General features: G+C 61.5%; 18 protein-coding genes. 10 read left to right on the top strand and 8 right to left on the bottom strand.

What is annotated here, in order from left to right; genetic code table 11:
• Positions 1-40 precede the first annotated feature (40 nt).
• Entirely contained in the window at positions 41-940 is a 900-nt protein-coding gene (locus tag B2Y33_RS02555; RefSeq protein WP_206405068.1) for a choline sulfate utilization transcriptional regulator, read from the top strand.
• Positions 941-995: 55 nt separating this feature from the next.
• Positions 996-1334 (top strand): DOPA 4,5-dioxygenase family protein, encoded by a 339-nt coding sequence (locus B2Y33_RS02560; protein ID WP_206405067.1) that lies wholly within the window; start codon positions 996-998, stop codon positions 1332-1334.
• 166 nt (positions 1335-1500) lie between these two features.
• Here B2Y33_RS02560 and trpA read toward each other — a convergent pair whose 3' ends face one another.
• Both trpA and trpB read right to left on the bottom strand, forming a co-directional pair.
• Positions 1501-2310, bottom strand: coding sequence for a tryptophan synthase subunit alpha (gene trpA, locus B2Y33_RS02565; RefSeq protein WP_027913275.1), 810 nt, complete (start codon positions 2308-2310; stop codon positions 1501-1503).
• Positions 2307-3524, bottom strand: a complete 1218-nt coding sequence (gene trpB, locus B2Y33_RS02570; RefSeq protein ID WP_023532832.1) for a tryptophan synthase subunit beta — start codon at positions 3522-3524, stop codon at positions 2307-2309. Before trpB ends, trpA begins: the two co-directional genes overlap by 4 nt.
• A gap of 108 nt (positions 3525-3632) precedes the next feature.
• Here trpB and B2Y33_RS02575 point away from each other — a divergent pair, with 108 nt between their 5' ends.
• Entirely contained in the window at positions 3633-4529 is an 897-nt protein-coding gene (locus tag B2Y33_RS02575; RefSeq protein WP_206405066.1) for a LysR family transcriptional regulator, read from the top strand.
• On the opposite strand, the gene B2Y33_RS02580 is transcribed toward B2Y33_RS02575, so the two are convergent.
• Positions 4526-4849: a DUF883 family protein gene (locus B2Y33_RS02580; RefSeq protein WP_023532474.1), complete on the bottom strand. Its 324-nt coding sequence runs from the start codon at positions 4847-4849 to the stop codon at positions 4526-4528. The genes B2Y33_RS02575 and B2Y33_RS02580 overlap by 4 nt on opposite strands.
• 151 nt (positions 4850-5000) lie before the next feature.
• Here B2Y33_RS02580 and B2Y33_RS02585 point away from each other — a divergent pair, with 151 nt between their 5' ends.
• The gene (locus tag B2Y33_RS02585) at positions 5001-5216 is read left to right on the top strand and encodes a dodecin (RefSeq protein WP_023532741.1); all 216 of its coding nucleotides are present in this window, start codon (positions 5001-5003) and stop codon (positions 5214-5216) included.
• Between the two features lie 101 nt (positions 5217-5317).
• Positions 5318-5539: a DUF1161 domain-containing protein gene (locus B2Y33_RS02590; RefSeq protein WP_206405065.1), complete on the top strand. Its 222-nt coding sequence runs from the start codon at positions 5318-5320 to the stop codon at positions 5537-5539.
• 123 nt (positions 5540-5662) lie between these two features.
• Here the strand turns inward: B2Y33_RS02590 and B2Y33_RS02595 are convergent, their stop codons facing one another.
• Positions 5663-6667, bottom strand: coding sequence for an LLM class flavin-dependent oxidoreductase (locus B2Y33_RS02595; RefSeq protein WP_206405064.1), 1005 nt, complete (start codon positions 6665-6667; stop codon positions 5663-5665).
• Between the two features lie 151 nt (positions 6668-6818).
• Between B2Y33_RS02595 and B2Y33_RS02600 the strand changes: the two genes are divergently transcribed.
• Positions 6819-7244 (top strand): OsmC family protein, encoded by a 426-nt coding sequence (locus B2Y33_RS02600; RefSeq protein WP_027913272.1) that lies wholly within the window; start codon positions 6819-6821, stop codon positions 7242-7244.
• Positions 7245-7315: 71 nt separating this feature from the next.
• Positions 7316-7549, top strand: coding sequence for a DUF1161 domain-containing protein (locus tag B2Y33_RS02605; protein ID WP_027913271.1), 234 nt, complete (start codon positions 7316-7318; stop codon positions 7547-7549).
• A gap of 29 nt (positions 7550-7578) precedes the next feature.
• Here B2Y33_RS02605 and B2Y33_RS02610 read toward each other — a convergent pair whose 3' ends face one another.
• A complete protein-coding gene (locus tag B2Y33_RS02610) occupies positions 7579-7992 on the bottom strand; it encodes a hypothetical protein (protein WP_206405063.1) in 414 nt (137 codons plus the stop codon).
• 57 nt (positions 7993-8049) lie between these two features.
• Positions 8050-8463: a hypothetical protein gene (locus B2Y33_RS02615; protein WP_027913270.1), complete on the bottom strand. Its 414-nt coding sequence runs from the start codon at positions 8461-8463 to the stop codon at positions 8050-8052.
• 66 nt (positions 8464-8529) lie between these two features.
• Between B2Y33_RS02615 and B2Y33_RS02620 the strand changes: the two genes are divergently transcribed.
• The gene (locus B2Y33_RS02620) at positions 8530-9621 is read left to right on the top strand and encodes an aminopeptidase (RefSeq protein ID WP_028687750.1); all 1092 of its coding nucleotides are present in this window, start codon (positions 8530-8532) and stop codon (positions 9619-9621) included.
• A 26-nt stretch (positions 9622-9647) separates the two neighbouring features.
• Here B2Y33_RS02620 and B2Y33_RS02625 read toward each other — a convergent pair whose 3' ends face one another.
• The gene (locus B2Y33_RS02625) at positions 9648-10304 is read right to left on the bottom strand and encodes an HAD family hydrolase (RefSeq protein WP_206405062.1); all 657 of its coding nucleotides are present in this window, start codon (positions 10302-10304) and stop codon (positions 9648-9650) included.
• A 74-nt stretch (positions 10305-10378) separates the two neighbouring features.
• Positions 10379-10927, bottom strand: a complete 549-nt coding sequence (locus B2Y33_RS02630; RefSeq protein ID WP_023532446.1) for a gamma carbonic anhydrase family protein — start codon at positions 10925-10927, stop codon at positions 10379-10381.
• A gap of 66 nt (positions 10928-10993) precedes the next feature.
• Here B2Y33_RS02630 and prlC point away from each other — a divergent pair, with 66 nt between their 5' ends.
• Both prlC and B2Y33_RS02640 read left to right on the top strand, forming a co-directional pair.
• A complete protein-coding gene (gene prlC, locus B2Y33_RS02635; protein ID WP_145278708.1) occupies positions 10994-13081 on the top strand; it encodes an oligopeptidase A in 2088 nt (695 codons plus the stop codon).
• A complete protein-coding gene (locus tag B2Y33_RS02640; RefSeq protein WP_027913266.1) occupies positions 13078-13359 on the top strand; it encodes a YheV family putative zinc ribbon protein in 282 nt (93 codons plus the stop codon). Before prlC ends, B2Y33_RS02640 begins: the two co-directional genes overlap by 4 nt.
• Positions 13360-13370 lie beyond the last annotated feature (11 nt).

Consider the following 13370-nt stretch of genomic DNA (forward strand, 5'->3'; position numbering starts at 1 on the left):
TAAAGCCCCTGTAGGGCAATGTGTGGGATTAGCCAGGCTTATGTTCGAGCACCTTGCGGGATTGTCGTTGGATACGTTGCGCGTGTTCGAGGCCGCCGCGCGCTTGCGCAGCTTTACGGCAGCTGCCTTGGAGCTGGGCACCACGCAGCCGGCGATCAGTCAGCAGATAAAACGCCTGGAGGCGCAGCTGGGCACGCGGCTGTTCGACCGTATCTACCGGGGCATCGAGCTGACCGAAGCGGGCCAGGTGTTGTTCGAGTATGTCGGCCAGGGGCTGCACACCATGGACGATGGCGTGGCCCGCGCAAGCGGGCGCACACAGCGTGAAGTCCTACAGGTGGCAACGGATTTTGCGTTCGCTGCGTTCTGGTTGATGCCCCGACTGCAGCGCTTTCATGAAGCGTATCCTCAGGTCGATGTGAGCCTGGTAACAGGTGAGCGAAGCCAGGGCATGTTGCGCCCGGATATCGACGTGGCGGTGCTGTTCGGCGATGGGCGTTTTCATCAAGGCGAGAGCCGTTGGCTGTTCGACGAGGAAGTTTTCCCGGTATGCAGCCCTCGTCTTATCCATGGCAAACCCTTGTCTGCTGCGGCCTTGCAGCGTTTGCCGCTGCTGCACCTCAAGGGTGAACAGGCCAGCCGATGGTTCGACTGGGCAGGTGTATTTCGCGGTTTAGGAGTGACCAGCGCGCCGCCTGCGGGGCAGCTGCGGTTCGACAACTACACGTTGTTGATCCAGGCTGCCATCGCGGGCCAGGGCATGGCGATTGGCTGGCGGCATCTGGTCGATGGGCTGGTCGATCAAGGGTTGTTGTGTCGGCCGTTGGAGGGCAGCTTGCGGTCGGCGCGCGGCTATTACGCCGTGCTGCCGCCGCGCAAGCGTCGCGGGGCGTTGATCGGACGGTTCGTGGATTGGCTTGAGCACGAGCGTAGCCTCTGAGATGCTGGGCCCGCTTGTGGCAGGTTGTCAGAATCGACGCACATCAGGAGTAGCTGTGCAGAGAATCAAGGGTTATCACGCCCACGTGTACTACGATGCCTCGACCCTTGAGCACGCGCGAGCCTTGTGCGAGGAGGCAGCGGCGCTGTTCCCGGTCGTCATGGGGCGTATGCACACCAGGGCGGTTGGGCCGCATCCCGACTGGAGCTGCCAGTTGGCGTTCGAGCCGGAGCTCATTGGCGTGGTGCTGCCCTGGTTGGCGCTGCACCGCAAGGGGCTGGTGGTGTTTCTGCACCCGCTGACGGGGGATGAGCTGGCAGACCACCGCGATCATGCGATCTGGATGGGAGCGTTGCGGCCTCTGGACTTGTCGGGCTTTGGCGAAGGGCGTTGATTGGGCGATCCCAATCTCAGGAACGTTCTTGCCGGGGCGCCGGACTGGCGCCGATGAGTCGCGGAGCGTGTCCGGAAACCTCTGTGGAAAGTTGAAATCCTGGGACTGCAAAGTAGTCCCAGGATAGCTTCGGGCACCGAGCAACCCTTGAAGCGACAACCATCGGTTAGCGCCGAGCGCCACGCACCCCTTCTGCCAACGCCGAGCACAGGCTCAACACATCGTCTACCGCCTGACCGGGGTTCTGCGCGTGGGCAATCTTGTCGACCAGGGCCGAGCCTACCACCACACCGTCGGCAAGGCGGGCGATATTGGCCGCCTGCTCGGGGGTGCGAATGCCGAACCCTACACTGATCGGCAAATCCGTATGGCGACGCAAGCGTGCAATGGCTTCGGTCACATGTTCGGTAGTCGCCGAGCCTGCACCGGTCACACCGGCCACCGACACGTAGTAGACGAAGCCGGAGCTACGCTGCAGCACGCGGGGCAGGCGCGCGTCGTCGGTGGTCGGGGTCGTCAGGCGAATGAAGTCGATACCCGCAGCCTGGGCCGGGCTGGCCAGTTCGTCGTCATGCTCAGGTGGCAGGTCGACGATGATCAGGCCATCGACACCGGCTTCGTTGGCCTGGGCCACGAACGCTTCCACGCCAAAGCGGTGGATCGGGTTGTAGTAACCCATCAGCACGATCGGCGTGGTCTGGTCATCCACTCGGAATTCGCGGACCATCTGGAGCGTCTTGGCCAAGGTCTGGCCAGCCTCAAGCGCGCGCAGGGTGGCCAGTTGGATCGCTACACCATCGGCCATGGGGTCGGTGAACGGCATGCCCAGTTCGATCACGTCGGCACCTGCCGCCGGCAGGCCCTTGAGAATCTGGAGCGAGGCGTCATAGCCTGGATCACCTGCGGTGACGAAGGTGACCAGTGCTGCGCGGCCTTCGGTTTTCAGCTCGGCGAAACGTTGTTCAAGACGGCTCATGCCTGTTTCTCCTGGGCGGCCATGTGGTTCATGACGGTGTGCATATCCTTGTCTCCGCGCCCCGACAGGCAGATCACCATCAGGTGGTCCTTGGGCAAGGACGGAGCGCGCTTGATGGCTTCGGCCAGCGCGTGGGCGCTTTCCAGCGCTGGAATGATGCCTTCGAGCCGGCAGGATGCGTGGAAGGCATCCAGGGCCTCGTCATCGGTGATGCTGACGTATTCGACCCGCTTCACTTCGTGCAGGTAGGCGTGCTCGGGGCCGATGCCCGGATAGTCCAGGCCTGCAGAGATCGAATGGGCATCGGTGATCTGGCCGTCGGCATCCTGCAGCAAGTAGGTACGGTTGCCGTGCAGTACCCCAGGCACCCCGCCGTTCAGGCTGGCAGCGTGCTTGTCGGTCTGCACGCCGTGCCCGCCCGCCTCGACACCGATGATCTGAACGCTCGGCTCTTCAAGAAACTCGTGGAACAGGCCCATGGCATTGGACCCGCCACCCACGCATGCCACAAGGCTGTCCGGCAGGCGGCCTTCCTTTTCCTGCATCTGGGCGCGGGTTTCCTTGCCGATGATCGACTGGAAGTCCCGGACCATGGCTGGATAGGGGTGCGGGCCGGCCACGGTGCCGATCAGGTAGAAGGTGTCGTCGACATTGGTGACCCAGTCGCGCAGAGCCTCGTTCATGGCGTCTTTCAAGGTGCCGGTGCCAGCGGTGACCGGCACGATTTCAGCGCCCAGCAGTTTCATGCGGAACACGTTGGCCTGCTGCCGCTCGATGTCGGTAGCGCCCATGTAAATCACGCAAGGCAACCCGAAACGCGCCGCCACGGTGGCGGTAGCGACGCCATGCATGCCGGCACCGGTTTCAGCGATCAGGCGCTTCTTGCCCATGCGCTTGGCCAGCAATACCTGACCGATGCAATTGTTCACCTTGTGCGCGCCGGTGTGGTTGAGTTCCTCGCGCTTGAAGTAGATTTTGGCGCCACCGCAGTGCTCGGTCAGGCGCTCGGCGAAGTACAACGGGTTGGGACGGCCGATGTAGTCGCGTTGAAAATAAGCCAGCTCTTCGAGAAATGCAGGGTCTGCCTTGGCCGCTTCGTATTCACGGGCCAGGTCCAGTACCAGTGGCATCAGGGTTTCGGCCACGTAGCGGCCGCCGAACGAGCCGAACAGGCCATTGGCATCGGGGCCGGGGCGATATTGGGACTGGGTCATGAGACGCTCCAAGGCATAACGAATGAGTGATGGGCTTTACTGTAACCATGACCTGCTCCGATGAAAACCGATAAGATTGCTCTGACTTGTCAGGAAAACTCACACGTAATGGCCAGTGATCTCCCTCCTCTCAATGCGTTGCGCGCCTTCGAGGCAACTGCCCGGCTCAACAGCGTCAGCCAGGCAGCCGAGGCGCTGCACGTCACCCACGGCGCAGTTAGCCGGCAAATCAAAGCGCTCGAAGCGCACCTTGGCGTGGCCCTGTTCGCCAAGGATGGGCGAGGTGTCAAACTCACAGATGCAGGCGCCAGGTTGCGTGACGTCAGTGGTGAGGTCTTTGATCGGCTGCGTGGGGTATGCCGGGAGCTGACCCGCGAAGTGGAGCACGCCCCTTTCGTGCTTGGCTGTTCCGGAAGCTTGCTGGCGCGTTGGTTCATCCCGCGCCTGGGACGGCTGAATGCCGACTTGCCTGAGCTTCGCCTGCATCTTTCTGCCGGTGAGGGTGACCTGGACCCGCGTCGCCCTGGGCTGGATGCGTTGCTGGTCTATGCCGAACCGCCGTGGCCAGCGGACATGCAGGTTCACGTACTGGCGCAGGAACGTATCGGGCCAGTCGTCAGCCCGCACTACGAGGGCACCGGGCGCCTGCGTAAAGCGGCTGTCAGCCAGCTCTTGGAAGAATCCTTGCTGCACACCACCTCGCGCCCGCAAGCCTGGCCTACCTGGGCGTTGGCCAATGACCTCGATGCCCAGGCGATGAAATATGGGCAGTCGTTCGAGCACTTGTATTACTTGTTGGAAGCCGCAGTCGCAGGATTGGGGGTGGCCATCGCGCCGGAGCCACTGGTGGCCGATGACTTGCGTGCAGGGCGCCTGATCGCGCCATGGGGCTTTAGCGCAACGCCTGCAGCGTTGGCGCTGTGGGTGCCACGGCGCGCCGCGGATGGGCGCGCCGAGCAGCTGGCGCAGTGGTTATGCGCCGAGTTGGCTGGGCAGAGCGTTTAGTTGCGCTTGCACAGCAGGTAGGCAGCCAGCAGGCCCAGTGCGCCTACTGCCACGCCAGCGGTGGTGTAGGGGTGTTCCTGGGCATAGTCGCGAGTAGCGATGCTGGTCTTGACCGTGCGGTCTTTGACTTCTTCGTAAGCGTCGCTCAGTAGGCTGCGCGAGTGCTTCAGGGCCGTCTCGGCATTGCTGCGGATAGCCTTGAGGGACTTCTGGGATTCCTCGGAGGCGTCGTTCTTGAGGCTTTCCAGGCTCTTCAGGAGGCTCTCGATCTCGGCTTCCATGCTTTCCAGTGATGTTTTACGCAGCGAGTTGCGGGGCATGTTGACTCTCCTTCGCGTTATGGGCTCTAGAGAGTGCGACTATCAAGCGAAGCGAAAGTGCGATCGAACTTTCTGCCGCTGCGCCTGCTCGCAGGTAAACCAGCACTGCGCTGCTAGCGCTCAACGTTATCGCCATCCAAGGAGTCAACACATGTCCGATCACCACACGTACAAAATGCTCGAACTGGTAGGTTCATCCACCACCGGTATCGAAGATGCAATCCAGAATGCCCTGGCCGAAGCCTCCAAAAGCGTGCAGATGATGGAGTGGTTCGAAGTCGTCAGCACCCGCGGCCATATTCGCGACAACAAAGTCGAGCACTTCCAGGTGACCCTGAAGGTCGGCTTCCGTATCACCAACAGCTGATACAGGTCCGGGCTGGATGTGCCTGGCGCGATGGGGTAAGACTTAGACGAGGCGCCTGATGGGCGCCTTTTGCGATTTCATCTGCACAAGGAAAGCAAGTGATGAACAAAGTGGTTCTGGCGTTGGGCCTGATGACCCTGGCGGGCGGCGTGATGGCGGCCGGCAAGCCGTGCGAAGAGCTGAAAGCGGAAATCGCTGCCAAGCTCGATGCCAAGGGCGTGCAAAATTACATGCTGACGGTCGTGGACAAGGGCGATCCCGCTGGCAAGGTGGTGGGCAGTTGTGAAGGCGGTACCAAGGAAATCGTTTACAGCCGCAACTAAAGGGCCACCGAACCCCGTGGGTTGACCACGGGGTTCGGGCATACGGCCGTTTGCTCGGCTGCCGGCCACCCATCAAGAGGCCGGCCTGGCCCAGTTCGCTCCGCGGCGCGCCCTGCTCAACCGCTAGGCTGACTGCAGGGCCTGAGCCAGCAACTCGTAGGAGCGTATCCGGTCTGCGTGCTCGTACAGGTCGCAGGTAAAGATCAGTTCATCGGCCCCTGTCTGCTCCAGCAACACGTCGACCTTGGCACGGACCTTGTCTGGGCTCCCGATCATCGCCAGCCCCATGAAGCTGCCCACTGCATCGCGCTCATGCGGCAACCACAAGCCATTCATGGTTTCTACCGGGGGCTTCTGCATCAGGCTCTGACCGCGAATCAAGGCCAGGATGCGTTGATAAACCGACGTGGCCAGGTACTCGGCTTTCTCATCGGTCTCGGCCACTACCATGGGGATGCCGAGCATGACGTAGGGCTTGTCCAGCGTGGTAGAGGGCTTGAAGTGGTTGCGGTAGACCCGAATGGCCTCGTGCATGTAGCGCGGCGCAAAATGCGATGCGAAGGCATAGGGCATACCACGCATGCCGGCCAATTGGGCGCTGAACAAGCTAGAGCCCAGCAACCAGATAGGTACTTCGGTGTCGTGTCCCGGTACGGCAATCACCTTCTGATCATCGGTGCGTGGGCCCAGGTAGCGCGACAACTCTTCGACGTCATCCGGGAAATCATCCGCACTGCCGGCCCGGTCGCGGCGCAATGCGTGGGCGGTCATCTGGTCGGACCCTGGAGCGCGGCCCAGGCCCAAGTCGATACGGCCGGGGTAGAGGCTGGCCAGGGTGCCAAACTGCTCGGCCACGACGAGCGGCGCGTGGTTGGGCAGCATGACGCCCCCGGAACCTACCCTGATACGCGATGTACCGCCTGCGAGGTAACCGATCAGCACTGAGGTGGCCGAGCTGGCAATGCCGTCCATGTTGTGGTGCTCGGCTACCCAGAAACGGTTGTAACCGAAACGCTCGACCTGTTGCGCCAGGTCCAGCGAATTGCGCAGTGATTGCGCGGGCCCCTGGTCGGCGCGCACTGGCACCAGATCAAGGGTGGATATTTTCAGATTTCGCAACTGCGTCATGAAGCCTCCGCAATGATGGTTGGCCTGAGGCCTTTTGACTCTGTATGGGCGCAATCGTTGGATTCAATGTCCCCTGTCGGATTGAGCTGAACTCTCATCAGGCTACCAGCCTCTGAATAGATAGGTACTTAACCAATGACCGGGAGGCATCATGAAGAAGACAGCATCGGCAATCTGGGAAGGTGGTCTCAAGGACGGCAAGGGCCAGATCTCCACTGAAAGCGGCGCGCTCAAGAACAATCCTTATGGGTTCAACACCCGTTTCGAAGATACGCCGGGCACCAACCCGGAAGAACTGATCGGCGCCGCCCACGCTGGGTGCTTCTCGATGGCGCTGTCGATGATGCTGGGCGAAGCCAAGCTGACGCCCGAGCGTATCGACACAGCGGCAGAAGTCACCTTGGACAAGCAAAGCGATGGTTTTGCCATCACCGCAGTGCACTTGGTGCTCCGCGCCAAGGTACCAGGGGCGAGCGAAGAGCAGTTCCAGGAAATCGCCAATAAGGCCAAGCAAGGCTGCCCCGTGTCCAAGGTGCTCAACGCCGACATTACCCTGGATGCCAAGCTGGTAAGCTGATCGCTCCAGCCGTGGGCGGTTTGCGGTAATCTGAAAACCCGGCAGCTTCGCTGCCTTTACTGGAGCCGCCCATGATTCGCATCGCTACAACTTTACTGGTCTCCCTGATGACAACTTCGGCACTGGCAGCAATCAAGCCATGCGAGGAGTTGAAGGCAGAAATCGAGGCCAAGATCCAGGCCCAGGGCGTGCCGTCCTATACCCTTGAAATCGTGCCCAACAGCGAAGTGCAGGACCCTAATATGGTGGTCGGCAGCTGCGATGGCGGTGCCCGCAAGATCATTTATCAGAAGAATGATCAGTAAGCCTGCCAACAGCGGGTCATTAAGGAAACCTAAGGGATGCAGAAGACCCTGCTAGGTTCGTTGACGACCACGGCCCTGGCTGAGTCATACAGCAGCACCTGTGGCTCCATCACCGGCGCTCTTGCCTCAAGCCGATAACGCTCCCCTGCCTCGAAGTGATCGTAACGCACCGTCAGGTAGCACGTACGGTCCCTGGGGTCGGTAGAGAACCCGCCCGCGTAGATCTCATAGTCGAAACGTACGATCAGTTCGTGCTTGCCGGGCGTCACCTGAAAATAACGGCCATCGTCCAGGCGCTTGCCATCGAGGCGGTCGGCCATGATGACCCTGCCGGGTGTCATGGTGTATAGGTCTACCCAGGCCTGTTTGGGATCTTTGGGCGGTAGGGGGCTGGCACAAGCTCCCAGTGCACTGAGGGCGATCAGCATCATGGGCTGGCGCATGGCAGGGTTTTCCACTTGCAGTGAATATGTGACAAGCATAGCGCTGTTTTGGATGCTTTACGTCCGTTGGCAGCCTGCCGGTTCGCCCTGGCTGACCAGTTTCTGTTGCTGATCATAGAGCTTGATCCAGGGACGGAAGCCGATGCTGCCAGCCTGCAGCTGGTACCGCTCGCCAGCATCGAAGCCCTTGAAGGCTACCTTGACCTGGCAATCACGCCATAGCGGGGCGTCGACGGGACCGATGTTGCTGGGCGCCACCGGGAATTGGTAGCGCACGGTCAGTTCATGGTTGCCGGGCGGTACCTGGAAATAACGGTTGTCGTCCCAGTCGCGTGCATCGACTTTCACCGCATCTAGGGACGTCTGCTGGCCTGGTTCAAGGTCGACCCACGCCTGAGAGGGGTCGGGGTCGGGCAATGTCGAACAGGCCGTTGTCAACAGCAAGGAACCGGTAACCCACAATGCGCGCATGGCGAAACTCCCCTTCGGCACGATAATCTTTAGGCGAATGGGGTTGAGCGAATAAGACGGTAAACGATGCTTGGAATAGTGCTTGCGCAGCGCTCAGACCCTGGGGCACTCGACCGTGTTTTCACCCGGTTTGTTCCGCTACTGGTCGCCGCGCTGCTCAACGGTTGCAGCAGCGCTGGCTACTATGGCCAGCTGGCAGCCGGCCAGTGGGAGCTGCTGCAGGCGCGTCGGCCCGTGACGAAGGTGATGGCTGATCCTGCCACGTCTGTGCCATTGCGCGCTCGGCTGGAGTACGCCCAACAAGCGCGAGCGTTCGCCACCCAGCAGCTGAAATTGCCCGACAACCGAAGCTACACGATGTACGCCGACTTGGGCCGCCCCTACGTCGTGTGGAATGTTTTCGCCACCCCCGAGTTGTCGCTTCAGCCAGTCACCCACTGTTTTCCCATTGCCGGGTGCGTGGCTTACCGCGGCTATTATCGTCAGGGCGCAGCACGGGGTGCAGCGGCGTTGATGCGCCAGCAGCACCTTGACGTCTATGTGGGCGGCGTTGAAACCTATTCGACCCTGGGCTGGTTCGATGACCCCATCCTGTCATCGATGATGGGCTGGGGTGAAGAGCGCCTGGCCACACTGATCTTTCACGAGCTGGCTCATCAGCGTGTCTATGTGCAAGACGATACGGCCTTCAACGAGTCATTCGCGTCGTTCGTGGAGCAGCAAGGCACGCGGCAATGGCGGCTCAGCCGTGGGCTGGCGGCCACCGGCGACGACCATGGTCCGCAGCGCGAGCAGTTCATTCGCTTGGTGCTGGCCACGCGGGCACGGCTACAGGCCCTTTATGCGGCGCCCACCGATGATCAAACCAAGCGCTTGGCCAAGCGGGCCGAGTTCGAGCGGTTGCGGCGCGATTACCATTCGCTGCGCGATGGCCCATGGGGAGGCGACAGGCGTTACGACGCTTGGGTCTATGGGCCGATGAACAATGCGAAATTGCTGCCATTCGGACTGTACGACCAGTGGGTGCCTGCTTTTTCGGTTTTGTTTCGCCAGGTCGAAGGTGACTGGGAACGCTTTTATGAGCGCGTCGGGCAACTGGCTTCATTGCCCCTCGCAGCGCGTACTGCAGCCTTGCAAGGGTTGATGCCCAAGGGCTAGGTCGCGCTAGCCGGTTGCCCAGCCCTTCAGCGAGGTTGCCTGTTGAACGCCTCGTGCATCTCGGCCAGGGAGGCGAAATGGAACGCCGGCGCTTCTGCCATCAGTTCCTCGCGGCTTCCGAACCCATACCCTACTGCCACGGACTGCAAACCGTTGCTACGGGCTCCGATCAGGTCATGCTTGCGATCGCCGATCATGAGCGTGTGCGCCGGGTCCAGCCCTTCTTCGTCCAGCAAGTGGCGAATCAGCTCGACCTTGTTGGTTCGCGTACCGTCCAGCTCGCTGCCGTAGATCATTTTGAAATGCTGATCGAAGGCGAAGTGGCGGGCAATTTCGCGCGCGAATTCCCACGGCTTGGAAGTCGCTATGTAGAGCGTGCGGCCTTGGCCATTGAGGGTCTCGAGCAGCTGCGGCACCCCGTCGAACACGAGGTTTTCGTACAGGCCCGTGACGCGAAAGCGCTCACGGTAGAAGTTGACCGCCTCCCAGGCCTTGGCTTCGTCGAAACCGTAGAACTGCATGAACGCCTGCAACAACGGTGGGCCGATGAAGTGTTCAAGGCGTGAGAGGTCTGGCTCGTCGATACCCAGTTTCGCCAAGGCGTACTGGATGGAGCGGGTGATACCCAGGCGTGGGTCGGTCAGGGTGCCATCAAGGTCGAACAAAATGTTTTGCTGGTGCATAGGGAAGGTTTCCGCTTGAGTGCTGCGCCGCATGCTGGCGGGCAAGCCGTGCCCGCATGGCTGTGGAAAAACGATCAGTCTGGCTGATCGAAGCCCTCGGCCAGGTGCTGGTCCTTGAGCTTCACATAGTTGCCAGCGCTGTAGGCGAAGAAGGCACGTTCCTGGTCGTTCAACAACCGGACCTGCCTGACTGGGCTGCCCATGTACAGGTAGCCACTGACCAGGCGCTTGCCCGGTGGCACCAGGCTGGCGGCGCCAATGATCACCTCGTCCTCGACGATGGCGCCGTCCATGACGGTACTGCCCATGCCAACCAGGATGCGGTTGCCCAATGTGCAGCCGTGCAGCATGACCTTGTGCCCGATGGTGACTTCGTCACCGATGATCAGCGCAAAGCCATCAGGGTTGAACGGGCTAGCGTGGGTGATGTGCAGCACACTGGCGTCCTGCACACTGGTCCGCGCGCCGATACGGATGCGGTGCATGTCGCCTCGCACGACCACCAATGGCCAGACCGAACTGTCTTCGCCGATCTCCACATCGCCCAGTACCACCGCCGAGCGGTCGACGAAGGCCCGCGCTCCGAGCTTGGGATGGTGTTGCTGGAAGCTTCGAATGGCCATGATAGTGTTCCTCATGTGTGCCGATAGGCTGGCTGCCTGCTGCGGTCGGCGTCGATTGTAATTAAGATGGGGCTGTGTTTCTTCTGCCAAGGTATCCAAACCGTGACTGCGAACAACCCGCTTCTGCAATCCCACGATCTGCCGCCCTTCTCGCAAATCCGTGCAGAGCACGTGCTGCCGGCGATCGAAGCGATCCTGGCCGACAACCGTAAAGCCATTGCCAGGATTCTTGAAGAACAAGGCGCAGCGCCTACATGGGCAGGCCTGGTGCTGGCGATGGACGAACTGAACGACCGCCTCGGGGCCGCCTGGAGCCCGGTGAGCCACCTCAATGCGGTGTGCAATAGCCCAGCGTTGCGTGAAGCCTATGAGGCCTGCCTGCCAGCGCTGAGTGCCTACTCCACGGAGCTTGGGCAGAACCGTGCGCTGTTCGATGCCTACCAGGCACTGGCTGCAAGCCCTGAAGCTGCCTCGTTCGATGTGGCGCAAAAGACCATCCTTGAACATGCATTGCGCGACTTCCGCCTGTCGGGCATCGACCTGCCCGCCGCAGAACAGCAGCGCTACGCTGAGGTGCAGAGCAAACTCAGCGAGCTGGGCAGCCGTTTCTCCAACCAGCTGTTGGATGCCACCCAGGCATGGAGCAAGCACGTCACCGACGAAACCACGCTCGACGGCCTGCCCGACTCGGCCAAGGCCCAGATGGCCGCCGCTGCCGCCGCCAAGGACCTCGAGGGCTGGCTGATCACGCTAGAGTTCCCCAGCTATTACGCGGTGATGACCTACGCCAGCGACCGCGCGCTGCGCGAAGAGCTGTATGCGGCCTACTGTACCCGCGCTTCGGATCAGGGCCCGAACGCGGGGCAGTTCGATAACGGTCCGGTGATGCAGCAGATTCTCGATCTGCGCCAGGAGCTTGCCGAATTACTGGGCTACAAGAACTACGCCGAGCTCAGCCTGGCGACCAAGATGGCCGAGTCCAGCGACCAGGTGTTGAGCTTCCTGCGCGATCTGGCCAAGCGCTCCAAGCCCTTCGCCGCCCGCGACCTGGCCCAGCTCAAGGCCTATGCTGCCGAACAGGGTTGTCCCGAGCTGGCCAGTTGGGATGCCGGCTACTTTGGCGAGAAGCTGCGAGAGCAGCGCTACAGCGTGTCCCAGGAAGCACTGCGCGCCTACTTCCCCATCGACAAGGTGCTAGGCGGCCTGTTCAGCATCGTGCAGCGCCTGTACGGCATCGAGATCAACGAGCTCAAGCAGTTCGATGCCTGGCACCCGGATGTACGCCTGTTCGAGATCAAGGAGAACGGCCAGCATGTGGGGCGTTTCTTCTTCGACCTCTATGCCCGCGCCAACAAGCGTGGCGGTGCCTGGATGGACGGTGCGCGTGACCGTCGCGTAACGGCTCAGGGCACACTGCAAAGCCCGGTGGCCAACCTGGTGTGCAACTTCACCCCTGCCGCGCCGGGCAAACCTGCCTTGCTGACCCATGACGAGGTCACGACGCTGTTCCATGAGTTCGGCCATGGCTTGCACCACCTGTTGACCCGCATCGACCACGCTGGAGTGTCCGGCATCAACGGCGTGGCATGGGATGCGGTAGAACTGCCCAGCCAGTTCATGGAGAACTGGTGCTGGGAGCCCGAAGGCCTTGCCTTGATCTCCGGCCATTACGAAACTGGCGAGGCACTGCCGAAGGACCTGCTGGACAAGATGCTGGCTGCGAAGAACTTCCAGTCGGGCATGATGATGGTGCGCCAGCTCGAGTTCTCGCTGTTCGACTTTGAGCTTCACGCCAGCCACGGTGACGGCCGTACGGTACTGCAGGTGCTCGAAGGGGTGCGCGATGAAGTGTCGGTCATGCGCCCACCGGCCTATAACCGCTTCCCCAACAGCTTTGCGCACATCTTCGCGGGCGGTTATGCCGCAGGCTACTACAGCTACAAATGGGCTGAAGTGTTGTCGGCCGATGCCTTCTCGCGGTTCGAGGAAGAAGGCGTGTTCAATGCCGAAACAGGCCGGGCGTTCCGCGAAGCGGTGCTGGCACGCGGCGGCTCGCGTGCGCCGATGGTATTGTTCGTCGACTTCCGCGGTCGCGAGCCGTCCATTGACGCCTTGCTGCGCCACAGCGGTCTGGCCGAAGAATCGGCAGCATGAGCGAGGATGCCGTGAACAAGACCAAGAAGCGCTTCATCGCCGGCGCGGTATGCCCGGCGTGCAGTGAAGCTGACAAGCTGACGATGTGGAACGAAGACGGTGTGCCGCACCGCGAGTGCGTGGCGTGTGGTTTTACCGATACGCTCAATGAGCAGGGCTTGTCGGTACCCAGTGAACTGGGCACGCGGGTCAACCAACAAGCGCCCAAGCCGGCAGCGGCGAAAGTGCAGACCGTGCAGTTCTTTCCCAATCCGAAGCTGAAGAAACCGGCCGATTGACCACCGCACCG

This window comes from Pseudomonas sp. UBA5666, assembly GCF_002420785.1.
Lineage (GTDB): Bacteria > Pseudomonadota > Gammaproteobacteria > Pseudomonadales > Pseudomonadaceae > Aquipseudomonas > Aquipseudomonas fulva.